Source organism: Micromonospora rifamycinica, assembly GCF_900090265.1.
Taxonomy (GTDB): Bacteria; Actinomycetota; Actinomycetes; order Mycobacteriales; family Micromonosporaceae; genus Micromonospora; species Micromonospora rifamycinica.
The window spans coordinates 1,300,593-1,324,055 of sequence record NZ_LT607752.1 but is presented as its reverse complement, the minus strand read 5'-3'; the positions used below and the strand labels follow the sequence as shown (position 1 = coordinate 1,324,055).

Annotated in this window: 23 protein-coding genes; 6 read left to right on the top strand and 17 right to left on the bottom strand. The window is 74.4% G+C overall.

Annotated elements, in window-relative coordinates; all coding sequences use genetic code 11:
* Positions 1-37 precede the first annotated feature (37 nt).
* The 4 genes from GA0070623_RS05690 to GA0070623_RS05675 all read left to right on the top strand — a co-directional run bounded on the left by GA0070623_RS05690 (position 38) and on the right by GA0070623_RS05675 (position 5,325).
* The gene (locus GA0070623_RS05690; protein WP_157517534.1) at positions 38-1,282 is read left to right on the top strand and encodes a glycosyltransferase; all 1,245 of its coding nucleotides are present in this window, start codon (positions 38-40) and stop codon (positions 1,280-1,282) included.
* Positions 1,279-2,289 (top strand): sulfotransferase family protein, encoded by a 1,011-nt coding sequence (locus tag GA0070623_RS05685; protein WP_067307750.1) that lies wholly within the window; start codon positions 1,279-1,281, stop codon positions 2,287-2,289. Before GA0070623_RS05690 ends, GA0070623_RS05685 begins: the two co-directional genes overlap by 4 nt.
* Positions 2,290-2,292: 3 nt before the next feature.
* Complete coding sequence (locus GA0070623_RS05680; protein ID WP_067307753.1) at positions 2,293-3,204, top strand: sulfotransferase family protein; 912 nt, start codon at positions 2,293-2,295, stop codon at positions 3,202-3,204.
* A gap of 225 nt (positions 3,205-3,429) precedes the next feature.
* The gene (locus tag GA0070623_RS05675) at positions 3,430-5,325 is read left to right on the top strand and encodes a CocE/NonD family hydrolase (protein WP_067307756.1); all 1,896 of its coding nucleotides are present in this window, start codon (positions 3,430-3,432) and stop codon (positions 5,323-5,325) included.
* 51 nt (positions 5,326-5,376) lie between these two features.
* Here the strand turns inward: GA0070623_RS05675 and GA0070623_RS05670 are convergent, their stop codons facing one another.
* The 4 genes from GA0070623_RS05670 to GA0070623_RS05655 all read right to left on the bottom strand — a co-directional run bounded on the left by GA0070623_RS05670 (position 5,377) and on the right by GA0070623_RS05655 (position 11,254).
* Complete coding sequence (locus tag GA0070623_RS05670) at positions 5,377-7,464, bottom strand: cellulose binding domain-containing protein (RefSeq protein WP_067307759.1); 2,088 nt, start codon at positions 7,462-7,464, stop codon at positions 5,377-5,379.
* 264 nt (positions 7,465-7,728) lie between these two features.
* Positions 7,729-8,427: an SDR family NAD(P)-dependent oxidoreductase gene (locus tag GA0070623_RS05665; RefSeq protein ID WP_067307761.1), complete on the bottom strand. Its 699-nt coding sequence runs from the start codon at positions 8,425-8,427 to the stop codon at positions 7,729-7,731.
* A gap of 92 nt (positions 8,428-8,519) precedes the next feature.
* A complete protein-coding gene (locus GA0070623_RS05660; RefSeq protein ID WP_157517535.1) occupies positions 8,520-9,539 on the bottom strand; it encodes a hypothetical protein in 1,020 nt (339 codons plus the stop codon).
* Positions 9,540-9,889: 350 nt separating this feature from the next.
* Entirely contained in the window at positions 9,890-11,254 is a 1,365-nt protein-coding gene (locus GA0070623_RS05655; RefSeq protein WP_084261285.1) for an extracellular catalytic domain type 1 short-chain-length polyhydroxyalkanoate depolymerase, read from the bottom strand.
* A 276-nt stretch (positions 11,255-11,530) separates the two neighbouring features.
* Between GA0070623_RS05655 and GA0070623_RS05650 the strand changes: the two genes are divergently transcribed.
* On the top strand, positions 11,531-12,532 hold the full coding sequence (locus tag GA0070623_RS05650; RefSeq protein WP_067307795.1) for a LacI family DNA-binding transcriptional regulator: 1,002 nt from the start codon (positions 11,531-11,533) through the stop codon (positions 12,530-12,532).
* 154 nt (positions 12,533-12,686) lie between these two features.
* Here the strand turns inward: GA0070623_RS05650 and GA0070623_RS05645 are convergent, their stop codons facing one another.
* The 5 genes from GA0070623_RS05645 to GA0070623_RS05625 all read right to left on the bottom strand — a co-directional run bounded on the left by GA0070623_RS05645 (position 12,687) and on the right by GA0070623_RS05625 (position 16,409).
* The gene (locus GA0070623_RS05645; RefSeq protein WP_067307767.1) at positions 12,687-13,256 is read right to left on the bottom strand and encodes a TetR/AcrR family transcriptional regulator; all 570 of its coding nucleotides are present in this window, start codon (positions 13,254-13,256) and stop codon (positions 12,687-12,689) included.
* Entirely contained in the window at positions 13,249-14,085 is an 837-nt protein-coding gene (locus GA0070623_RS05640; RefSeq protein WP_067307769.1) for an alpha/beta fold hydrolase, read from the bottom strand. Before GA0070623_RS05640 ends, GA0070623_RS05645 begins: the two co-directional genes overlap by 8 nt.
* Positions 14,086-14,275: 190 nt before the next feature.
* Complete coding sequence (locus tag GA0070623_RS05635; protein WP_067307771.1) at positions 14,276-14,647, bottom strand: YciI family protein; 372 nt, start codon at positions 14,645-14,647, stop codon at positions 14,276-14,278.
* A 143-nt stretch (positions 14,648-14,790) separates the two neighbouring features.
* A complete protein-coding gene (locus GA0070623_RS05630; RefSeq protein WP_067307774.1) occupies positions 14,791-16,041 on the bottom strand; it encodes an RNA polymerase sigma factor in 1,251 nt (416 codons plus the stop codon).
* Complete coding sequence (locus tag GA0070623_RS05625) at positions 16,038-16,409, bottom strand: YciI family protein (RefSeq protein ID WP_067307777.1); 372 nt, start codon at positions 16,407-16,409, stop codon at positions 16,038-16,040. Before GA0070623_RS05625 ends, GA0070623_RS05630 begins: the two co-directional genes overlap by 4 nt.
* A gap of 284 nt (positions 16,410-16,693) precedes the next feature.
* Between GA0070623_RS05625 and GA0070623_RS05620 the strand changes: the two genes are divergently transcribed.
* Positions 16,694-16,885 carry a hypothetical protein gene (locus GA0070623_RS05620; protein WP_067307780.1) on the top strand — a complete coding sequence of 64 codons (192 nt, stop codon included), beginning with the start codon at positions 16,694-16,696 and terminating at the stop codon, positions 16,883-16,885.
* A gap of 77 nt (positions 16,886-16,962) precedes the next feature.
* Here GA0070623_RS05620 and GA0070623_RS05615 read toward each other — a convergent pair whose 3' ends face one another.
* From GA0070623_RS05615 to GA0070623_RS05580, 8 genes are read right to left on the bottom strand one after another with little or no spacing between them, the layout of a single operon-like run.
* A complete protein-coding gene (locus GA0070623_RS05615) occupies positions 16,963-17,700 on the bottom strand; it encodes a zf-HC2 domain-containing protein (RefSeq protein WP_067307782.1) in 738 nt (245 codons plus the stop codon).
* Positions 17,701-17,714: 14 nt separating this feature from the next.
* The gene (locus GA0070623_RS05610; protein ID WP_231932678.1) at positions 17,715-18,452 is read right to left on the bottom strand and encodes a RibD family protein; all 738 of its coding nucleotides are present in this window, start codon (positions 18,450-18,452) and stop codon (positions 17,715-17,717) included.
* A gap of 10 nt (positions 18,453-18,462) precedes the next feature.
* Entirely contained in the window at positions 18,463-19,119 is a 657-nt protein-coding gene (locus GA0070623_RS05605; RefSeq protein ID WP_067307788.1) for a GTP cyclohydrolase II, read from the bottom strand.
* A gap of 12 nt (positions 19,120-19,131) precedes the next feature.
* The gene (locus tag GA0070623_RS05600; RefSeq protein WP_231932677.1) at positions 19,132-20,166 is read right to left on the bottom strand and encodes a lysylphosphatidylglycerol synthase domain-containing protein; all 1,035 of its coding nucleotides are present in this window, start codon (positions 20,164-20,166) and stop codon (positions 19,132-19,134) included.
* Positions 20,167-20,222: 56 nt separating this feature from the next.
* Complete coding sequence (locus GA0070623_RS05595; protein ID WP_067306404.1) at positions 20,223-21,044, bottom strand: class I SAM-dependent methyltransferase; 822 nt, start codon at positions 21,042-21,044, stop codon at positions 20,223-20,225.
* Positions 21,041-22,075 (bottom strand): glycosyltransferase family 4 protein, encoded by a 1,035-nt coding sequence (locus tag GA0070623_RS05590; RefSeq protein WP_067306401.1) that lies wholly within the window; start codon positions 22,073-22,075, stop codon positions 21,041-21,043. Before GA0070623_RS05590 ends, GA0070623_RS05595 begins: the two co-directional genes overlap by 4 nt.
* Before the next feature lie 3 nt (positions 22,076-22,078).
* Positions 22,079-22,477 (bottom strand): 6-pyruvoyl trahydropterin synthase family protein, encoded by a 399-nt coding sequence (locus GA0070623_RS05585; RefSeq protein WP_067306398.1) that lies wholly within the window; start codon positions 22,475-22,477, stop codon positions 22,079-22,081.
* Positions 22,465-23,460: a zinc-dependent alcohol dehydrogenase gene (locus GA0070623_RS05580; RefSeq protein ID WP_067306395.1), complete on the bottom strand. Its 996-nt coding sequence runs from the start codon at positions 23,458-23,460 to the stop codon at positions 22,465-22,467. The genes GA0070623_RS05585 and GA0070623_RS05580 overlap by 13 nt, the downstream gene beginning before the upstream one ends.
* Between the last annotated feature and the right edge of the window lie 3 nt (positions 23,461-23,463).

The window sequence follows — 23,463 nt, the reverse complement described above, 5'->3', positions numbered from 1 at the left end:
CCCAGTGGGCCGCAGCAGCCACCCCCGGAGCAGGCCGATGCGTGTCCTCCACGTCAACAAGTTCCTCTACCGGCGCGGCGGCGCCGAGGGCTACCTGCTCGACGTCGCCGAGCTGCAACGGGGTGACGGCGACGAGGTGGCCTTCTTCGGCATGACCCACCCGGACAACGACGCCCCGGCCCGGTACGCCCGGCACTTCCCGTCCCACGTGGAGCTGGACCCGGCGCCGCGCGGCGCGGGACCGCGCGCGGTGGCGGCGGCCCGGATGATCTGGTCGCCGGCCAGCCGGCGGGGCCTGGCCCGGGTGCTCGACGACTTCCGGCCCGACGTGGTCCACCTGCACAACATCTACCACCAGCTCTCCCCGTCGGTGCTGGCCGCGGTGCGGGCGGCCCGGGTGCCGGCGGTGATGACCCTGCACGACTACAAGCTGGCCTGTCCCAGCTACCAGATGCTCGACCGGGGCGCGGTCTGCGACGCCTGTGTGACCGGCGGGCCGCTGCGCGCGGCCCGCCGCCGCTGCAAGGACGGTTCGCTGGGGGCCAGCTCGCTGCTCGCCGTCGAGTCCTGGCTGCACCGCACCACCCGGGCGTACGGGCCGGTGCAGGCGTTCGTCAGCCCCAGCCGGTTCCTGGCCGACGTGATGCGCCGGGCCGGTGTCTTCCCCGACCGGATGCACGTGGTGTCCCACTTCGTCGACGTCACCACGACGGCGGTCAAGACGGCACCCGGCGGCCCGGTGGTCTTCGCCGGCCGGCTGGCTCCGGAGAAGGGCGTCGACGTGCTGATCGAGGCGCTCACCCGGCTGCCCGAGGACGTCGTGCTGGAGGTGGCCGGTGACGGTCCGGCCCGCGACGGGCTGACCGAGCTGGCCCGGCGGCGGGCGCCCGGCCGGGTCCGGTTCCACGGCCGGCTGGACAAGGCCCGGCTGCACGAGCTGGTCCGCTCGGCCACGGTGGTGGCGGTGCCGTCGCGGTGGAACGAGAACCAGCCGATGGCGGTGTTGGAGGCGTACGGCTGCGGGGTGCCGGTGGTCGCCTCCGACCTCGGCGGGCTGCCGGAGCTGGTCACCGCGGGGGTGGACGGCGAGGTGGTGCCCGCCGACGATCCGGTGGCGCTGGCCGCCGGGCTGGGCCGGGTGCTGGCCGACCCGGCGCGGGCGTACCGGATGGGGCGGGCCGGGCGGGCGCGGGTGGAGCGGGACTTCTCCCCGCAGGCGCACCTGACCCGGCTGCGGGAGGTCTACGCGACCGCCGCGCGGGCCGTCCGGGAGCCGGTGTGAACCCGCCGGTGCGGGTGCTCTACCTGGCCGGTAGCGGACGCAGCGGCAGCACCCTGGTCACCACCGTGCTCGGCCAGTACGCCGGGGTCTTCGCCGCCGGTGAGCTGCGTTACCTGTGGCAGCGCGGCGAGGTGGAGAACCGGCCCTGCGGCTGCGGGCTGCCGCTGCGGGACTGCCCGCTCTGGGGCGAGGTGCGCCGGGACCTGCCCACCGACCGGGCCGCCGCGATCGCCGCCGGGCTGCGCGGCCGGCTGCGGATGCGGGGCCTGCCCGCGCTGCTGCGCCGGCACCGGCGGGGCCGACGGCCGGTGCCCGCGCACCCCGACGACGCGGCCCTGGCCGACCTGTACACCGCCGTGGCCCGGCACACCGGGGCGCGGGTGGTGGTCGACTCGTCCAAGTTACCCCCGTACGGTGCGCTGGTCGGCGCGCTGCCCGGCATCGAGCTGCGGGTGCTGCACCTGGTCCGCGACCCCCGGGCCACCGCGTTCTCCTGGCGTCGCCGCCGGGGCCTCGACGGTGACACCGACCCGGAGCTGATGAGCCGGCCGCCGGTGTGGAAGGCGGCCCTGCTCTGGCTGGTCTGGAACACCGTCACCGTCCGGCTGTGGGGTGACCGCGCCCCGACGGGCTACCTGCGGGTGCGCTACGAGGACCTGACCGCCGATCCGGAGCCGACGCTGCGCCGGATCCTCGGCTTCGCCGGGGTCGACGCCGACGGCGGCCCGTTCACCGGCCCGGCGACGGTGCGGTTGGCGCCGACGCACTCGGTGGCCGGCAACCCGTCCCGGCACCGCACCGGCCCGGTGCCGGTCGCCGCCGACGTGCAGTGGCGGCGGGACCTGTCCCGCTGGTCGTACGCGCTGGTCACCGTACTGACCGCGGCGGGGCTGCGCCGGTTCGGCTACCCGTGGCGTCGGGGCGGTCCGGCGGCGGCCGGCGGGTCGGCGGGATCCGGGCGGTCGGCCGCCGGCCGGTCGGTGGCGGTCGGGCAAGAGGAGGGCTGAGGGATGTTGGCGGTGGTGGTGGGCACCGGGCGGTGCGGCTCGACCCTGGTGCAGGAGTTGCTGTCCCGGCACCCGGGGGTGGGATTCGTCTCCGGCGTCGACGACAAGCTGTCCCGGCTCAACCTCGCCGGCCGGTTCAACGGGTCGCTGTACCGGCGGTCCGCACCCCGCCCGGCCGGGATGACCTCGCTGCGGCACAGCCGCCGGCTGCTGGAGAAGGGTCGGCTGCGGGTCGCCCCGTCCGAGGCGTACCACCTGCTGGACCGGCACGTGGTGGCCGGCTTCTCCCGCCCGTGCCGGGACCTGACCGCCGAGGACCTCACCCCCTACCTGCGGCGGCGGCTGCGCGCCTTCTTCGACGCCCGGATCGAACGGCAGGGCTGCCGGCTGCTGCTGCACCACGTGACCGGATGGCCGAGGACGGGGTTCCTGCGGGCCGGTTACCCGGAGCTGCGGGTGGTCAACGTGGTCCGCGACGGGCGGGCGGTGACCAACTCCTGGCTCCAGATGGGCTGGTGGGACGGCTGGCGCGGGCCGGAGAACTGGTTCCTCGGGCCGCTGCCGACCGACCTGCGCCGGGAGTGGGAGGAGTACGACCGGTCGTTCCCGGTGCTCGCGGCGCTGGGCTGGAAGATGCTGATGGACCGGTTCGCCGAGGCCCGCGCCGCGCACCCCGAGGGGCAGTGGCTCGACGTGCGCTACGAGGACCTGCTCGCCGACCCGCGCGCCGAGGTGGCCCGGATGCTCGACTTCCTCCACCTGGACTGGTCACCGGCGTTCGAGAGGGGATTCGGGCGGTACCGGTTCCACGCCGGGCGGCAGGCCGCCTACCACGGGGAGTTGGGCGACGCGCAGCTCGCCGCCGTGGAGCGGGTGCTGGACAAGCCGCTGCGGCAGTGGGGCTACCGGGACTGACCGGCGGACCGCACCGCCGCCGCCCGTCGGCTACCGTCACGTCGCACCGCCGTCTCGGCGTCCCGGGTCGCCCCCGACTCGGTGTTCTGCCGTCCCGGGTCGCCCCCGTCCGCCCGGTGGCCGGCGTCGTCGGGGCGACGTGGGCAAAGTTCCTACAGGTGCAGGTGGTGGTGCCGGTCGGTCCGCCCATAACGTGCCGGGTCTCGGGACTCTCAAGGAGACTGCATGGCTGTAATGGGAATGCCCCTCCGCGCCGGGGTGGCCGCACTGTCCGCCCTGGCGCTCGCCGCCCTGGGCGCGGCGCCACCGGCGGTGGCGGCACCGGACGTACCGACGATCGTGGTCCAGGACGGGGTCACCCAGCCGGTCTTCGGTTACGGCGACGCCATCCGGGAGCGGCTGTTCATCGACTCGACCTTCGACAGCGACAACGACGGCGTGCGCGACATCATCGCGTTCGACCTGATGCGACCGGCGGCCACCGCGAACGGCCTCAAGGTGCCGGTCATCATGGACGCCAGCCCGTACTACTCGACGGTCTGCCGGGGCAACGAGTCCGAGTGCAAGGCCGACCTGGACGGCGACGGCCTGCTCGACAAGTGGCCGCTGTTCTACGACAACTACTTCGTCCCGCGCGGCTACGCGGTGATCCTGCTGGACATGGTGGGCACCAACAACTCCACCGGCTGCCCCACCACCAACGCCAACCAGGACAACCTCAGCGCCAAGCAGGCGATCAACTGGCTCAACGGCCGGGCCACCGCCCGCAACGCCGCCGGTCAGGTGGTCACCGCCGACTGGCACAACGGCAAGTCGGGCATGATCGGCAAGTCGTACGACGGCTCGCTGGCGATGGCGACGGCGGTGACCGGCGTGAAGGGCCTGACCACGGTGGTGCCGATCAGCGGCCCCACCGAGTACTACGACTACGTGCGCAGCAACGGGGTGGTCACCCGGGGCAACAGCTACGTGGCGTCGCTGGCCAACACGGTCACCAACCCGGAGCGGCGGGACTACTGCAAGCCGGTGCGCGACGCGATGGCCGCCGCCGACGGCGACGAGACCGGCGACTACACCGCCTTCTGGAACGAGCGCAGCTACGTCAAGAAGGTCCCGAACATGACCGCCAGCGTGCTGCTCTACCACGGTCTCAACGACGACAACGTCCGCGCGGACCACTTCAGCAAGTTCTGGTACGCCCTGGCGGAGAACAACGTCCAGCGTAAGCTGTGGCTCTCCCAGGAGGGGCACGTCGACCCGTTCGACTCGCGGCGGGCGGTCTGGGTGTCCACCCTGCACCGGTGGTTCGACTTCTGGCTGCACGGGATCGCCAACGGCATCATGGACGAGCCCCGGGTGGACCTGGAGCGGGCCGCCGACGTGTGGGAGACCCACGCCGACTGGCCGATCCCCGGCAAGGCCGACACCGAGGTGTTCCTCCAGCCCGGCACCACCGGGGCGGGTGGCCTGAAGCTGGTGCCGACGGCCAAGCCGGCGACCGGCGCGTTCCAGGACAGCCGGACCCAGAGCCAGAACACCATGATCCTCAACCCGGACACGGTGCAGCCGAACCGGCTGGCGTTCCTGTCCGCGCCGCTGACCGCGCCCCTGCACATCTCGGGCACGCCGACGGTGCAGCTGCGGGCCTCGGCCGACCAGACCGACACCAACTTCGGGGCGATCCTGGTCGACTACGGCACCGACGAGCGGGTGGCGCACCGGGCGTCCGGTGAGGGCATCATCACCCTGACCACCGAGGACTGCTGGGGGCTGAACAGCCCGACCGACGACGGCTGCTACAAGCAGACCGCCAAGCGGGTCGCCACCGCCGACTACGAGCTGGTCACCAAGGGCATCATGGACGCCCAGAACCGGCAGTCGATCCGGACCGCCGTGCCGCTGGTGGTGGGGGAGTCGTACAACTTCACCTTCCCGCTGCTGCCGGAGGACTACGTGTTCAAGCCGGGCCACCGGATCGGCGTGATCATCGTGGCCAGCTACCCGCAGTACTCCAGCCAGGCGGACACCACCGCCGCGAACATCCAGGTCGCCCTGAAGAGCAGCAAGATCGTTCTTCCGGTGGTCGGCGGCACCCCCGCCGCCCACGCGGCAGGTTTCTGACCGCTGCAGGGGTGGCCGCCGCAGCACCGCTGCGGCGGCCACCCCGCCAGGTCACCCCACGGTGCAGGGGGTGCCGTTGAGGACGAAGCCGGTGGGCGGGACGTTCGGGCCGCTGTAGGCCCCGACGAAACCGGCTGTGGTGCTGCCCCCGGCGGCGATCCGCCGGTTGTCGTCGGTGCTGGCGACCGTCACGGTACGCCCGGTCTGCGTCCAGGTGGCGCTCCAGCCACTGCTCACCTGCTGCCAACTCGTCGGCCAGCTCCAGGTCAGCGTCCAGCCGTCGACGGGGTTCGCCCCGTTGTTGACGATCTCGACGTTGCCGACCCAGCCGTTGCCCCAGTCGCTGGCGGTGGTGAGCCGGACGGTGCAGCTGCTCTCGGCCGGGCCGGTGGTGGTGAAGGTGACCGGCGACGACGACCAGGACACCTTCCCGGCGGTGTCCCGGGTCAGCACGTTGAGCGTGTACCGGGTGCCGGGCACGAGGTTGTCGACGGTGAACGAGGTGCCGGCCGTCTCGCCGAGCTGCTCGCTGACCGTGCCGTTCTGCCGGTACACCTCGTACTTGGCGATCGGGGCGCCCTTCGGCGGGGCCGGCGACCAGGAGATCGTCGCCGACCGGTCGGTCACCCCGCTCGCCGTCGGCTGCCCCGGCGGGGCGGGGTGCGCGGTGACCGGGGACGACGGCCGCAGCACCAGCGTGGTCAGCGAGTACGCCGGCAGCGTCCGGCTGGCGGCGCTGCCCGACTGCCCGGTGACCACGCCGGACGCCCCGTTGGTCAGCGAGTACGTGGTCGGCGCGGCGGCCGACGGGGTGAAGCCGGCGTAGTCGATGGTGACCGGGCGGGCGTTCTCCGGGTCCTTGTTGACCAGCAGCACCGCGAGATCCCCGTCGGCCCGCCGCACGGCGTGCGCGGTGACCAGCGGCTGGTCGGTGGCGGCGCGGACGAACTGGTCACCAGGCCGGGCGAACAGGTTCATCATCGACAGCCCGTGGTACGGCGCGAACGGGGTGTTCAGTGGCGGCTCGCAGACCGAGTTGTCGGCGGTGCAGGTGCCGCTGGACAGCAGCCCGAAGTCGCCGTAGTCGGTCTGCCCGGCCACCTGCGACACGGTGCCGATGCCGTTGTGCACGTTCCACCACTGCACGGTGAAGACGCCGTTCTCCAGCAGGTCGCTGTAGGCGTCGGCGAGGAACAGCGCACCCGGCTGGGTGTTCTGCCCGGTGCCGACGTTCAGCTCGGTGAAGCTGATGCCGATCCGGGCGGCGTTCGGGCCGGCGTACCGGGCGAGCTGGTCGCGCAGCAGGTGGGCCGCCTCGTCGATGTGGGCCGTCCGGGCCAGCGACTCGGCGGCGGTGCCACCCGGGTACCAGTGCACGTCCACAAAGTCGATCTTCGGGCCGGCGATGGCGAGCACGGTCCGGTTCCACGGGCCCGGGTCACTGCCGGCGGTGATCCCGTCCGGCCAGTTGCCCGGCATGGTGAGCACCGCGCCGACCTTGATCGTGGGGTCGACCGCCTTCATCGCGTCGGCGTAGTCGACCACCAGCCGGGCGTACTGGCTGGCGCTCTTGTCGGGGTGGTCGTCGGCCTCCCAGGCCGACCCGTAGTGGCCGTTGCCGTAGTTCTCGTTGCCGACCGTCCACCACTTCGCGCCGTACCCCTTGGTGACGTTGGCGTAGCGCACCCAGTCGGCGGCCTCGGCGGGGGTGCCGGTGCCGTAGTTCGCGATGATCATCGGCTGCGCGCCGACCCGGCGGGCGGCGGCCATGAAGGTGTCGAAGTCGGTGTTCGGCGCGACGTACCCGCCGGGCGCGGTGTGGTCGCGCCAGTGGTAGATGTCGGCGTACGAGCCGCCCGGGTAGCGCATCATCCGCACCCCGGCGGCCTTGAGCAGGTCCGACGTCTCGTTCGTGCCGAGCTGGGAGTCCCAGATGGCATGGTTGACGCCCAACGCGGTCTCCGGCACGGTGGCCAGCCCGGCGTTGGCGTTGACGGTCACGGCCACCGGGTCCGCCGCCGCGTCGGCGGGCGACGGGCCGGTCACGGCGAGCCCGCCGGTGGCGAGCAGCAGGCTCGCGGCGAGCGCCGTCCAGCGCCCCGGGCCGCGACGCGACAGTGGGGCGGAAACTCTGTTCATACGGGGTTCCTTCGGGGGTCACCACAGCACACCGCCCGGCCGGTCGGGGTGGCGTCGCCCACGAGGGCGTCGAGACGGCGGGCGGGACTGGTGGACGGGAGTACTGGCGTCGTTCCGTCGTGCTCGTCGCCGTCCCCCGGAAACCCAGCGGCCCCCGGTTGCCCTGGACGACGGTCAGCCCCACGCGCGGCACGTCATCGACGCATCAGAATCCCACGACGATCGTGGCGAATTCAAGGTGCTCCCCGTCCCGCCGGGCGGCCCTCACCGCCGGGCGGCCACCCGCGCCGCGACCCCGGCCACCCGCACCACCGCCGCCATCCGGCGGGGCCGGGAGACCACCGCCGGCCGGGTACGCAGACAGTCGCGCACCACGTCGGCGGCCCGCTCCACGCTGAGCAGCATCGGCTTGACCGGCGACTTCGCCATCTTGGTGTCGACGAACCCGAACCGGACGACGGTCACCCGCACCCCGTGCGGGCGCAGCGCGCCCCGCAGCCCCACCAGGTACGACGTCAACCCCGCCTTGGCGGCGGCGTACCCGGGGGCCTGGGCCGACGGGGCGGCGTCGGCGAGGCTGGACAGGCCCACCAGGTGACCGCCGGCCCCGGCGACCATCGCCGGCACGACCACCTCCACGGTGCGCGCCGCACCGATCAGGTTGACCTCCAGCGCCCTGGTCTGCGCCGCCAGGTCGTCGAGGTCGAAGAAGTCACCGACCCCCGCCGCGTAGACGCACACGTCGACCCCGCCGAGCCGGTCGACCGCCCCGGCCAGCACATCGCGGTAGGCGTCGCCGGTGACGTCGGCGACGTGGTGGGTGTAGCCGGGGGCGGTCAGGTCGCTGCCGCTGCGGGACACCCCGGCGACGCTCCAGCCGGCCGCCACCAGTTGCCGGGTGAGGGCCAGCCCGACTCCGTCGCTGTTGCCCACCACGACCGCCCGTCGCCCCTGCGTGTCCACGCCCCGGACTCTAGACGCCAGCTGGCCGGCCGCGACACGATGCCGCCCCGCCCACCGCAGCGGTGGACGGGGCGGCGGCGCAGCCGCAACGGTCAGGGCTGGCCCTGGTAGACCTCATCGTCGGCACCCCGGACGAACAGCCGGACCAGCCCGCCGTAGACGCTCCCCGCCGGGGCGGAGATCGACGCGCCGGGGCCGTCGATCGTGCTCCAGCCCGTCCACGCGCCGGAGTCCTGGAGGTACCAGGCGGTGCGCAGGTCGTCGCCGCCGGTGCGGACGAAGACGTGCAGCCCGCCACCGTAGACCAGGGCGGCCGGCGCGGACGCCGCACGTGCGGTCCCGGGCACGTCGCTCCACCCCGACCAGGCCCCGGTGGCCAGCGAGTACCGGTTGGTGCGGACGTTGCCGTTCGTGCCCCTGACGAAGACGTGCAGGTCACCGCCGTAAATGGCGGCCGACGGGGCCGAGTTGGCGCCGGTCGGGCCGGCGAGGGTGGCCCAGCCGGACCAGGCGGCGGTGCCCAGCGTGTACCGGTTGGTGCGGACCTTGCCGTTCGCGCCCCGGACGAACAGGTGCAGGTCACCGCCGTAGACGGTGGCGGACGGGGCCGACGACGCGGACGTGGTGCCACCGATCGTGCTCCAGCCGGACCAGGCGCCGGTGTCCAGGGCGTACCGGTTGGTGCGGACCTTCTGGTCGGCCTGCACGAACAGGTGCAGCTCCCCACCGTAGACGGCCGCCGCCGGTGCCGAGGTCGCCATGGCGTCACCGGGGACGGTGGACCAGCCGGACCAGGCGTCGGTGTTGGTGTCGTACCGGTCGACCCGCACCTGCCCGTCCGGTCCCTGCACGAAGACGTGCAGGTCGCCGCCGTAGGTGGCGGTGGCCGGCGCTGATTGGGCCTGCGCCGTGCCCGGCACCGGCGTCCAGCCCGCCGCCCGCGCGGCCGGGTGCCGGGCGGCTGCGGCGGTGACCCCCGTGACGGTGCCCGTCGGGTGGGTGCCCGCCGGCACGGCGGCGGCGGGGGTGGCGACGAGCGCGACCGCGCCCAGGCCGAGAGCGAACGCGGGCAGCCGCCGCCGCACCAGTTTCACCGTTAGAGTCAGACGCATAAAGGCTCCCTTGTGGACGATCGGTGGTGACGACGGCGCGGTCGGCTTGCGGCTGGTCCACCGGGCAGCACACCCCGCCCGTTCCCGCGCGGCCGGCGAACCCGGCCCGCGACCCCAGGCGACCCCCCGTCACGGCCACCCTATCGATCCGCCCGCACCCCCACATCCACCGAACCACCCCACCCCCACCCGCCCGCGCGGGCAACCGCACCGCTCGCCTGGCCGGGGCCGGGGAACGGCGGCAACCGCACCGCTCGGACCGTGCGGGGGAGCGGCGGTGATCAAGAGGTTGGCGTCACCGGAACCGGTCCGGGTGACGCACAGCTCTTGATCACCGCCCGGGGGTGTGGTCAGACGACGGCGCAGGGACTGCCGTTGAGGGTGAAGAAGGCCGGCTTCGCGGTGTTGCCGGTGTGGTTGGCCTGGAAACCGATGCTGACCGACGCACCCGGTGCGATCGAGCCGTTGTAGGAGACGTTGGTGGCGGTGACCGCTCCGCTGGTCGGCGAGTAGGTCGCGTTCCAGCCGCCGATGATGGTCTGCCCGGCGGGCAGGGTGAACGCCAGGTTCCAGCCGTTGATCCCGGTGTCCCGGCTGTTGGTGATCGTGATCTCGGTGGTCAGGCCGGTGTTCCAGGCGTTGACGGTGTACCCGATCCGGCACTCGGCTCCCGGGCCCGGCGTGGTGGGCGTGGGCGGGAACGGCGTCGGCGGCGTGGTGGTCGGCACCGGCGGGGTGGTCGGGGGCGGCGTGGTGGTGGGCGGCGGGGTGGTCGGGGGCGGGGTGGTGGTCGGCGGGGCGTCCAGGCCGAAGAACCGGATCGCCTGCGCCGCGTCGACCGGCAGGTTGTGCGTGACGCCCTGCATGCTGATCGCCTCGACCGGGGCGGTGCCGCCGCTACCGCCGTACCGGGTACGGGTGTAGCCGGCCTGCGGGCTGTCGGTGAAGGTCGGCGTCTGGCTCAGCCCCTGCACGTTGGTCCACTGCTTGACCTCCTCGCCGAAGTTCGGATAGCGCAGGGTCTCGTCGTTGGTGCCGTGCCACAGCTGCATCCGGGGCCGCTTGCCGGTGTACCCGGGGTAGGCGTTGCGGACCAGGTCGCCCCACTGCTGCGCGGTCTTGGTGACCTGCCCGTTGGCGCACTGGCTGTTCCATTCCGAGCCGTCGGTGGTGGCGAAGCAGCCGAACGGCACCCCGGCGAAGGCCGCTCCCGCCGCGAACACGTCCGGGTAGTCGCCGAGCAGCACGTTGGTCATCATCGCCCCGGACGAGGTGCCGGTGGCGAAGATCCGGTTCGGGTCGACGGGGTACCGGCCCCGGACATAGTCGATCATCGACTTGATGCCCACCGGGTCGCTGCCCCCGTCGCGGCGCAGCGCCTGCGGGGAGGAGACGTCGAAGCACTTGCTGCTGCGGGTCACCGACGGGTAGATGACGATGTAGCCGTACCGGTCGGCGAGGGCCGCGTACTGGGTGCCGGAATAGAACGCCGGGCCGCTGCCGGTGCAGTAGTGCACCGCCACCAGCAGGCCCGGCCGGGCCGCGACGGTGTTCGGCACGTACAGGTACATCTGCAGGTTGCTGGGGTTGGCGCCGAAGTTGGTCACCTGGGTCAGCGTCGCCGCCGAGGCCGGGGTGGGGGCGGCGATCGCCGCCAGTGCGGTGAGCGCGGCGGCGACCAGGGCGGTGCCGAGGAGTTTGATCCTGGATCTCATGGACGGGTTCCTCCGGAGGATCGCGGACATGCGACGGTGTCGATCGAGGCTGCCCGGCGCTCGATCGTGTCCGGCTCAGGAACATCCATGAGTATCGTTATCCCCGTGCCGGCTTGGCAAGGTGGACCTTTCCCCCGGAACTTCCGGGCTGGCGGGGCGGGCCGTGCCGTCGGGGCTCCCGGCTCGGCGGGGCGGGCCGTCCCGCCGGAACTTCCGGTCGCCGACAGGCCTGACCACCGACGACCGGTGGGATCGCGCCGGTGGATAATGGCCCGCATGCGTGGTCCTGCGATGACGGACGTCGCCCGCCTGGCGGGAGTCTCCCACCAGACGGTTTCCCGGGTGCTCAACGACCACCCCAACGTCCGGGAGCAGACCCGGGTCCGGGTCCGTGCGGCGATCGCCGAGCTGGGCTACCGACCGAACCGGGCGGCCCGGGCGCTGGTCACCGGCCGGTCCCAGCTCATCGGCGTGGTCGCCCAGAACAGCACCCTGTACGGCCCGGCGTCGCTGCTGGCGGCCCTGGAGCAGGCCGCCGCGTCGGCCGGCTTCGCGGTCAGCGTGGGCAGTGTCAGCACGCTCGACCGGCGGTCCATCTCCGCCGCCGTGGAGCGGCACCTCGACCACCGGGTCGCCGGCATCGTGGTGATCGCCCCGGTGGCCTCGGCCGACGAGGCGCTCGACCACCTCCCGCACAGTGTGCCGCTGGTCACCGTCGACGGCGACCCGGCCCGGGAGGCGGCGCTGGTCACCGTCGACCAGGCGGCGGGGGCCGGGCTGGCCACCCGGCATCTGTTGGACGCCGGGCACCGTACCGTCTGGCACGTCTCCGGCCCGGCGGACTGGTTCGACAGTGCCGGGCGGGTCGAGGGCTGGCGGGCCGCGCTGCGGGCGGCCGGGGCCGAGGTGCCGCCGGTGCTGGCGGCCGACTGGAGCGCGGCATCCGGCTACCGGTGCGGGCAGATGCTGGCCCGGATGCCGGAGGTGACGGCGGTCTTCGCGGCCAACGACCACCTCGCGCTGGGGGTGCTACGGGCGTTGAGCGAGCGCGGGCGGCGGGTGCCGGAGGAGATCAGCGTGGTCGGCTTCGACGACGTGCCGGAGGCGGGGTACTTCATCCCGCCGTTGACCACCGTGCGGCCGGACTTCGACGCGGTGGCCCGGGCCGGCCTGGCGATGCTGCTGCGGCAGATCGAGGACGGCCCGGGGACGGTGGAGCGGTTCACCATCGCCCCCACCCTGGTCCACCGGGCCAGCGTCGCCCCCCCACCCTCCTGACCCCCAAACCCAAACCCACCCTAACGCCGCCCGCCCACCCGCGACTCGCGCCGGTGATCAAGAGGTCTGCGTCATGTTGGAGATCAACTAAGGCCTGATCCTCTTGATCAACGGGGGGTGGCCCGGGTGGGAAAGCGGCGTGGGTGGGGTGGGGTCATGGGCGTGGCCAGGTTTCGAGGGCGGTCACCACGCTGTCGATCGTGCGGTCGTAGCTGCGTTCGAGATCGGCGGCGAGCCTGAAGGCGCCGGCGGTCTCCAGGCTGACGAAGCCGTGGATGGCGGCGCGCAGGAAACGCGTGGCGTCGATCGCGTCGTCGTCGACGAGGTGGTAACCGGCCAGCACCGTGTAGACCACGTGGAGCGCGCCGGCGCTCGCCCGCTGGTCCTCGGCGTCGTCGGGGTCGGGCGCGCGGATGGTCATCGGGTACTGCATCGGGTTTTCCCGCGCCCAGGCCCGGTAGGCGGCGGCCAGGCTGCGGACCGCGTCGGCACGGGCACGGCCGATGCAGGCCTCGGTCAGCGCTGCCGCCAGCTTCTCCTTCGCCCGCAGCATGATGCCACGGCGGAGCCCGGGTAGGCCGTCGACGTGCTTGTAGAGGGACGGGACGCGGACGCCGAGACTCTCGGCGAGCGCGGCGAGGGTCAGCTCGTCGGTGGGGTGGGCTTCGAGGAGTCGGCTGCCCCGCTCGATGACGACCTCGGTGGTGAGGCCGGCCCTAGGCACCCGGGTGCACCGTGGCGAGGAACCCGAGCACCGCCCGGGTGGTGGGCTCGGGCTGCTGGGCGTGCGGGTAGTGACCGGCGTCGGGCACCATCACCACCTCGCCGCGCAGCGCCTCGCCGATCCACGCCGCCTCGGCCGCCGGGTCCTTAAAGTCGGGATCCCGGTCACCCATGACGACGAGCACCGGCGTGTCCACCTCGGCCAGGCGTGCCTCGGCCGATGCGTGATCGGTCTGCCGGGCGGTGCGCGAGAAGGCCCTGCCGTAACCGGGCTGGCGGAGCCGGTCGACGACGGCCGCCCGGTAGGCGGCGAAGTCGGCGGGTTTGGCGCCGGCGTAGAGGGAGGGCATGTAGGCCTTCCAGACGGTGGCCACCCACAGCGGCGACGTCATCACGTGGAACAGGCTCCGCATCCCCGGGGGCAGTGTGGGGTTGCGCACGAACGGGCCGACCAGGACGAGACCGGCGATCTGCTCGGGGTGGTCGGCGGCGGCGATGACGCCCGCCCCCGCGGCGAGGGAGTTGCCGACCACGACCGCCGGTCGGCCCAGCTCGGTGATCAGCGCGCTGATGTCGGAGGCCGTCTCGGGGTCGCCGTAGGAGGTGAAGGTGGTGTCGCTGTCGCCGTGGCCCCGCAGGTCGGTGGTGACCACGGTGTAACCGGCGGCGACCAGGGCAGGGGCCAGGAAACGGTACGAACTACGCAGCTCCGCCATGCCGGGTACGAGGAGCACGAGCGGTCCACTGCCCTGGACGTCGTACGCGAGGCGACCCTCTGCGCGGCGCAGGAAGCGGGTCGTCGACGGGGAGGTGTGCTGGGGTGCGGTCATGCAGCTAGCTTAGCTAGGTAAAAAGCTAATGCCAATAGCTTCTGTGGCCCCGGACGGGTGCCCACCGCGAGGAGGTGGTCCCACTCGGGCGTCGCAGGCCGGATTACCCCTGGTCGACGCCGATACGCACGCCGGAGGGAGGGGCCGGCGGCACCGCACGGTGCCACCGGCCCGTCGCCGCTGCGGGTCCTCAGCTGTCGGGGCGGCCGGCGTCCCGCACCGGACGGACCTCGACCAGGCCGAAGCGCGCCTCGGGGATCCGGGCGGCCTGCCCGACCGCCCGCGCGATGCTGTCGCACTCGACGAGGTAGATGCCGGCGAGGTACGGCTCGGCACCGGGGAACGGGCCGTCGGCGGTCGCCGTCCGGCCGTCGCTGACCAGCACCCTCTTGGCCTGACCCGGGTCGGCGAGCGCCTCGGCGACGATCAGCTCGCCCGACGCGGTGAGGTCCTCCACCAGCGCGGTGTGCGCCCGGACGCCCGCCTCGCGTTCCGGGTCGGACATGTCCTGCCAGGCGTCCCGCGCCTGCTGGTCGTGACTGATCATGATCAGATACTTCATGGTGGCCTCCCGAAGGCTCGACGACGTTCACCCGGATGTCGAGACCACCGGGCCGGCTTCGACATCCGGCTGCACCATCGATGCCGGGCCGACGCGCCCCGGCGGAACGGCGGACCGCCCCGGCCCCCAGGCGGGGGAGGGGATCAGGCCGCGCCGCCGGAGGGAAGGCGACGGTGACCGGGTTGCCGGGCCGCGCGCATACGCAGGAACCGCTGCTCCGGCACGCTGAGCGTCGCCTGGGCGGCCAGCAGGTAGCACCGCCGGGCCGCCGTCCGGTCGCCGACCAGATCGAGCAGGTGCGCCCGGACGACCTGCGTACGGTGGTTGCCCGCGAGCCCGGGGTCGGCCTGGGCGGCGGTCAGCTCCGCGAGCGCGACCTGCGGCCCGTCCACCATGGCGAGCACGACGATCCGGTTGAGCGTGACCATCGGGCCGGGCGCGAGGTGCCGCAGCAGGTTGTAGAGGCCGAGGAGCTGCGGCCAGTCGGTGTCCTCTGCCCGGGGCGCCTCGTCGTGCACCGCCGCGATCGCGGCCTGTAGCTGGTACGGCCCCACCGGCGCGTCCGCCAGGGTACGGGTGATCAGCGCGACGCCCTCGGCGATGGCCGACCGGTCCCACCGGGACCGGTCCTGCTCGGCCAGCGGGACGAGCGACCCGTCCGGCCGGGTCCGCGCCGGCCGGCGGGCGTCGGTGAGCAGCATCAGCGCCAGCAGGCCGGTGACCTCAGGGTCGTCGGGTAGCTGCCGGTGCAGCTGCCGGGTCAGCCGGATCGCCTCGGTGGTGAGTTCGACCCGGGTCAGCGCCGGCCCCGAGCTGGCCGTGTGGCCCTCGTTGAAGATCAGGTAGAGCACCTCCAGCACGGCGGCCACCCGCGCCGGGCGGTCCCCGGCGGTGGGCAGCCGGAACTCGACGCCACCGGCCCGGATCCGCTGCTTGGCCCGGCTGATCCGCTGCGCGACCGTCGACTCGGGCACCAGGAAGGCGCGGGCGATCTCGGCGGTGCTCAGGCCGCCGACCGCCCGCAGGGTGAGCGCCACCTGGGAGCCCCGGCTCAGCGCCGGATGGCAGCAGAGCAGCAGCACCGTCAGCGTGTCGTCCACCGCGGAGACCGGCGCCGACCCCGGCGTGGTCAGGGCGGCCACCGTACGCTCCCGGCGTCGGCGGGCGGCGTCGGTGCGCCAGGACTCCGTCCAGCGGCGGGCGGCGACCGTGGTCAGCCAGCCCCGGGGGTTCGCCGGCAGCCCCTCCCGCGGCCACTGCACCGCCGCCGCCAGCAGGGCCTCCTGCACGGCGTCCTCGCAGGTGTCGACGCTGCCGTACCGGCGTACCAGGGTGGCGAGGACCTGCGGCGCATGGACGCGCAACAGATCCTCGACGGCCGACGTGCCGGTCACCCTTGCGGTCGCTCGTCGCCGCGGACCGGCCGCACCTCGACCAGGCCGAACTGCGCCTCGGGCACCCGGGCGGCGTACGCCACCGCCTGCTCGATGCTGTCGCACTCCACCAGGTAGAAGCCGGCGAGATACTCCTTCACCTCGGGAAAGGGGCCGTCGGTGGCGATCGTGCGGCCCCGGTCGACCCGCACCCGGCGGGCCGTGCCCGGGTCGGCCAACGCTTCGGCGGCGCGCAGCGCACCGGAGCCGGCCAGCTCCTCGAGCAGGGCGGTGTGGGCCTGGACGCCCTGCTGCCGTTCGGCGTCGGACAGCCCCTGCCACACCTCACGGGCCTGTTCGTTGTGGCTGATCAGGATCAGATACTTCACCGCACCTCCAGAGGTCACGGTGATTGTCCCAGCACCGCAGGGGCGGGGGTGCCCGGTCGACTCCCGTCCGTCCGGGCACTCCTGCCGCCCTACGGCCCGCGTCCCCATGGTCCTGGCCCCGGAACCGATGTCGGAAGTGCGATACCTGTCCACCGGCCGTCGCCGCGCGGCGACTCGGCCGTTGACCTGGGCAACGACGAAGGTGCGTCCGGCCCGGGGGCCGGGTGCCGCGACGAGGGTGCGTCCGGCCCGGGGCCGGGTGCCGCGACGGGAGGTGTCCCGACATGGGGGACGCGACGACCGACAGCACCGACGAGACACCCCGGTCCGGCCCTCGCCGCCCCGGCGGACGCCGGCCGGCCGACACGGTACGGGCACCCTCCGCCCTCGACGCCTGGGGACGGGCCAACCGGCGCGGGCAGTGCGATTGGTCGGACCCGGACGCCGAGCCGCACCTCATCCGTGGTCTGGACTGAACCGCCCCGCGCGGGCCGGCAGCGGAGAGCGTCCCGCCCCGGTTGCGGGCGGCACCGGCGACCCCGGGAGGGTGGTTTCAGGCCGCCCGGCGGTGGCGGGCCTGCGCGCCGTACGGCTGGGCCGCCATCCGGCGCGGCTCGTCGACCTCGTCGAGCCGCAGCCGCCACCGGGACCGGCCGGTGCGCCGGCCCTGCGGTGGGCCGGCCGGACGCGGACCGAGCCGGAACAGCAGTACCGTGATCAGGTAGCCGCCGACCAGGAACCCGTGGCTGACCAGCCGGGGCACCGCCACCTGCGCGGTGACCAGGTCGTTGACCGACAGCAGGACCAGGGTGGCGACGAAGGCGCTGAGCATCGGCAACAACCCGGCCGGCGGGGTGCGGCGCAGCGCGACGAAGAGGAAGCCGGCGCCCACCGCCACGTTCCACGCCGCCGACTCGTGCCACAGGTGCTGCCCGGTCGGGTGCAGATGGTCGGCGTTGACCCCCTGGCCCACCTGGGCCAGGCCGAGGGCGAGCTGGACAGCGCCGAGCAGCCCCAGGGTCACCCGTAGGCCGTTGGTCAGCCCGCCGCGCCACCGGCCGGCGAGCCGTCGGCGGGGCAGCGGCACGGTGGCGAGGATCGTCTCGGTCAGGTCGGGCACCGCCGTCACCACCCGGGTACGGGCCCGTCGGGTCACCCCGGCGGCGACCTCGTGCCACGCCCGGCAGTCCGCGCAGCCGTCCAGGTGGGCCTGGACGGCCGTCCGCTCCTCGGCGGTCTCCTCCCCGTCGAGCTGGGCCGACAGGATCTCCCGCCACGATTCGCACCGCATCCGGCGATTGTCGCTCATCCGGGCCGCCCGTCGGCGCAACGTTCCGACAGGGCGTAGCGCACCAGCACCACGTCGCCGATCTGGCGTACCTCGGCGATCCTGGCCCGGCGGCCCGGGTGCCACGGGAACGCGCCGTCGCCGACGAACCGGGGCGCCCGCCGGTCCCCGACGAAGAACGGGGCGACCACCAGGTGCAGTTCGTCGGCGAGACCGGCGGTGAGGAACTGGGCGTGCACCGACGCGCCACCCTCCACCATCAGCCGGCCCACCCCGCGCGCGGCGAGGTCCGCCAGGGCCCGGGCCGGGTCCAGCGGGTCACCCGCGTCGACCACGGTGGCCAGCCCGGCGAGCAGTTCGGTGGTCTTGTCCACCGCCGGGGTGGCGCAGTAGACGACCTTCTCGGCATCGCCGACGGTGAAGAACCGGGCCGTCGGGTCGAGCAGTCCCCGGGCGGTCAGGGTCACCTTCACCGGCGACGGTGGCAACCCGGCGGCCTGCCGGGCGGCCCGCAGCGGTGCCGAGCGGACCACCAGCCGGGGGTCGTCGGCCCGGATCGTGCCCGCGCCCACCAGGATCGCGTCGCAGCCGGCCCGCACGGCGTCGATGCGGTCCATGTCCTCCGCGTTGGACAGCAGCAGCCGCTGCTCGGTGGCGTCGTCGATGTACCCGTCGATCGAGGTGGCGCAGCTGAGCAGCACGTACGGCCGCCCGGTCGACGCCGGGACGGCGGTGTCCGCCGTCCCGGCGGGCACGACACCCATCTCAGTTCAACGACGGCAGGTCGACGGCCCGGCCCGCGGCCCGGCTCGCCTTCGCCGCCAGGTAGTCGGCGTTGGCGGGGGACAGGAACACCCCGGTCGGCACCACCTCGGCCACCGTCACCCCCAGCCGGGTCAACTGCTCGGCCTTGTCCGGGTTGCTGCTCAACAGCACCAGCTCCGGCACCCCCAGCACCGCCAGCATCTGCGCGGCGGCCCGGTAGTCGCGCTCGTCCTCGTCGTGCCCGAGCGCCACGTTGGCCTGGTAGGTGTCCAGCCCGGCGTCCTGCAGGGCGTACGCGTCCAGCTTGGGGTAGAGGCCGATCCCGCGTCCCTCCTGGCGCAGGTAGAGCAGGAACCCGCCCGCCTCGGTGATCCGCTGGACCGCCTCGCGCAGCTGCGGTCCGCAGTCGCAGCGCTGGCTGCCGAAGACGTCCCCGGTCAGGCACTCGCTGTGCGGGCGGACCAGTGGCGCGGCCCCGCCCGCCGCGTGCCGACGCAGGGCACCCGCCCAGTCGCCCAGCCCGAACGCCAGGTGCTCCCGACCGTCGACCAGCCCGTCGAACGAGAAGACCCGGGCCGTGGTGGCGTACCCGTCGGGGAACCGCAGCGGCACCGTGACCTGTGTCCGGACCGTCGCTGTCGGCAGTGCTTCGTACATGTGTCTCCTCCGTCAGGCGCTGCCGGCCAACCCGGCAGCGGGTACCGGTGAGGAACCACCCTGGGTTCCCACCGTACGGTCACCCGCCCGCGTGCGCAGTGCGGACGGGCGACCCCGCAGCACCAGCACAGCGGCCCCCGGCAGTGCGGCGACCAGCACCAGCGCCCCGTACACCAGGGCGGTCGCCACGCCCTCGGCCGCGCCCAGCCCGGCGGCCCCGAACGCCCACGCGGCGACGCCCTCGCGCGGGCCGAAACCCGCCACGTTGGCGGGCAGCGCCATCGCCAGCAGCGCCAGCAGGGTCAGCGGCACCAGCACCGTCAGCGGCGCGGTGACCCCGGCCACCCGGGCCGCCAGCACGAACGTCGCCAGATGGCAGCCGACCACCACCGTCGAGGCGAGCAGCACCCCCGGCCCGGTGCGCCGGCCGAGCAGCCCGGCCCGCACGTCGGCGGCGGCGGCCCGCACCGCGCGGGCCCGCCGCGACGGCCCCGACCGGGGCAGCGCCCGGACCAGCACCGCCAGCACCAGGCCGACCACCACCGCCACCGCGACCGCCACCGGCAGGTACGGCCGCACCGGCGACGGTAGCGCGAGCAGCAGCGCCGCGGCCAACATCACCTGGACCAGCTGCCCGGCGGTCCGCTCCCAGACCACCGCCCGCACGGCCCGGCCCAGGTCACCGGCCTCCCGACCGTGCCGCACCGCCCGGTGCACGTCCCCGAGCACCCCGCCGGGCAGCGTCGCGTTGAGGAAGACCGCCCGGTAGCAGTCGGCCACCGCCGTGCCCAGCGGCAGCCGGATGCCGAGCCCGCCGGCGACCAACCGCCACCGCCACGCGCAGCCGACCGTGGCCAGCGCGCCCAGCGCCAACGCGGTGAGCACCGCGGGCGTGTCGATCCGGCGCAGCCCGGCCAGCGCCGGGCCGGTGCCCAGCCACCACAGCAGCACCGCGACCAGGCCCACCCCGCCCAGGTTGCTCACCCAGGCCCAGGCCGGGTTCCCGCTAGCGCGGGCGGTCAACGTACCGGTGGCCTGCGGTGACACGCGGTTCCTCCTCGGGAAGATCTCGTCCTTTCTCACGTACCGGCCGGCGGCGCGGTTCATTCCACCCCGGCGAGCAGGTCGTCGTGGCCGACGGTGACGGTGAGCCGGCCGGCCGCCGCCTCGGACCGCCGCCGCCGGGCGTATCCGGCCGTGCGCTCGGCCAGGTCGGGGCGTTGGGCGACGGCGGCGTCGAGCCAACCGTCGAACCACTCCCCGGCCAGCGCCGCCCGGTCCGGGCCGAGCCGCCACGGGCTCGGCCGCACGGTCACCGGCATCCCGTGCCGGACGAACTCCGCGCCGGCCGCCGCGGCGGCGTCCGGTCCGAGCAGCGTCCGGCCGTCGACGGTACGCCGCTGGTGGGCGTCGAACGCGGCGGCGACCTCGGCGTCCAGCGGGTCGGCGGGGTGCAGCGTCACCCGACCGACCACGGAGAGCACGAAGAGGCTGGGGCAGCCGACGCCGGCACAGGTGGCCACGATCCGGGCGATCTCGTCGGCGGTGAGCATGTCCAGCAGCGCCGACGCGGTGACCAGGTCGGCCCCGGCGAGGTCGGCGGCGGTCAGCCGGGTGATGTCGCCCCGCCGGGTGTGCACCTCGACCGGGCTGCCGTCGGCGGCGACCGGCACCGCCGCGCCGGCCCGCTCCAGCAGACCCGGATCCCGGTCGTGCAGCACCCAGCGCTGCGGGCCGGGCAGCAGCGGGGCCAGCCAGCGCAGCATCGACCCGGTGCCGCTGCCCAGGTCGTGCACGACCAGCGGCCGGCCCCCGGTGAGCCGGTGGCGCAGCCGGTCGACCAGCTCCCGGCTGCGGGCGTCGGCGTCGGCGGGTTCCCGTAGCCGCAGCCAGGCGGCGAACGGGTCGGTGGCGTACGCGGTCATGTCCTCACTCCGTCCAGCACCTGGGAGATCATCGTCACGGTCGTCGGCCAACCCGGGAGGTCCGCCCGCCGGTCACGGGCCGCGCGCCGCAGCCGGTCCCGCAGGTCGGCCGAGTGCAGCCAGCGGCGCAGCCCACCGGCCAGCGCCACCGGATCGCCGGGCGGCACCAGCATCCCGGGCGCGGCGCCGTCGGTGGCCCGGCCCAGCGCCTCGGGCACCCCGCCGGCCGTGGTCCCCAGCACCGGCAGCCCCCGGGCCAGGGCCTCGACCACCACCATCCCGTACGTCTCGGCGCGGGAGGCCAGCACCAGCAGGTCTGCCCCCGCGTACGCCGCGTCCAGCGCCGGCCCGGACAGCGGCCCGTGCCAGCGCACCCGCCCGGCCAGCCCGGCCCGGTCGACCCGCTGCCGCAGCCCGGCCACGAAACCCGGGTCGCGGTCCAGCGCGCCCACGCAGTCCAGCGTCCACGGCCGGTCGGCGAGCCCGGTCAGCGCGTCGACCAGCACGTCGTGCCCCTTGACCGGGGTGACCGCCGCGACGCAGAGCAGCGCGGTGCCGGCCGCCGTGCCGGGGGCGGGATCGGTCGGATCGACCCCCGGCACGGCCACCGCCACCCGGGCCGGGTCGAGGGGATGCCGGGCCAGCAGCAGGTCGCGGGTCCAGCCACTGGTGGTGACGAGCGCGTCGGCGTGCGGCAAAGCCCGCGCCTCGACGTCGTCGCCGAGCGGCATGTGCACCAGCAGCACCTGACGCAGCCGACCGGCCTGCGCCGCCAGCAGCTCCGGCACGGTCGAGGCGACCAGCCCGTCGTAGAGCACCAGCGTGCCGTCCGGTAGGGCCGTCAGCACCCCGGCCAGCCGCGCCCGTGCCGCCTCGTCGGGCGACGGCCAGTCCCCGGGCACCCCGTGCTCGCGCACCGTCCAGCCGGCCGCCGCGAGCCCGGTGCAGACCCGCCGGTCGTACGCGTTGCCGCCGCTGGGCGTGGCCGGGTCGTCGATGTCCCCCGGCAGGACGACGTGCACCGCCGGCACGGGCTACAACGACCGCTCGTAGCTGGCCCAGGCGATGTGCGACTCGTGCAGGGTGACCGTGATCCCGGACAGCTCCCGGGCGCCCGTGCCCAGGCCACCGGCGTGCACCCGGTCGGCGAGCCGGTCGGCGATGGCCCGGCACAGCACCTCGGTGGTGGTGTTCTGCCCGGCGAACGCCGGCTCGTCGTCCAGGTTCCGGTACGTCAGGTCGGCCAGCACCGCCTTCAGCTCGTCGATCGCCCGGCCGATGTCCACCACGATGCCGTCGTCGTCCAGCTCCGGACGGCGGAAGGTGGCGTCGACGACGAAGGTCGCCCCGTGCAGCTTCTGCGCCGGCCCGAACACCTCGCCCCGGAAGCTGTGCGCGATCATGATGTGGTCCCGTACGGTCACGCTGAACACGGTGTCTCCTCGTCGTAGGTGATCAGATGGCACAGCGCGGGCAGTTCCCCCGAGGCCAGCCGGCCGAGCACGTCGGGCAGCTCGGCGAAGCGGGACCGCCCGGTCAGCAGCGTGTCGAACACCGGGTCGGCGAGCAGCTCCAGGGCGAGCGCCAGCCGGTCGCCGAAGTCCCGCCGCGACGCCCGCGCCGGGGAGACCGTGCCGACCTGGCTGCTGCGGACGGTCAACCGGCCGGCGTGGAACGCCCCGCCCAGTGACAGCTCGACCGGCCGGTCGCCGTACCAGCTCAGCTCGACCACGGTGCCCTCCGGGGCGAGCAGGTCCAGGCTGCGTTGCAACCCGGCGGCGGTGGCGCTGGCGTGCACCACCAGGTCCCGCCCGCCGGTCGCCGCTTCGGGCGGGGCGAAGTCGACCCCCAGCGCCGAGGCGACCGCCGCCCGCGCCGGGTCGGTGTCGACCAGCTCGACCCGGACCCCGGGGAAGCGGGCCAGCAGGGCCGCCACGCTGCACCCCACCATCCCGCCGCCGACCACGCTGACCCGGTCGCCGACCAGCGGCGCGGCGTCCCACAGCGCGTTGACCGCCGTCTCCACCGTGCCGGCCAGTACCGCGCGGGCCGCCGGCACGCCGTCGGGCACCGGGGTCACCGCCGACGCCGGCACCACGTACGCGCTCTGGTGCGGGTGCAGGCAGAACACCGTCCGGCCGCGCAACGCCGCCGGACCGGCCTCGACCACCCCGACGCTGAGGTAGCCGTACTTGACCGGGGCGGGAAAGTCGCCCTCCTGGAACGGGGCGCGCATCGCGGTGTACTGGCTCGGTGGCACACTGCCGGTGAAGACCAGCGTCTCGGTGCCGCGGCTGACGCCGGAGTAGCGGCTGCGGACCAGCACCTCGTCGGGGCCGGGCGTGGGCAGGGTGACCGGCCTCAGCTCACCGACCCCGGGAGCACGGAGCCAGAAGGCCTGGGCGTCGCGGATCACGCG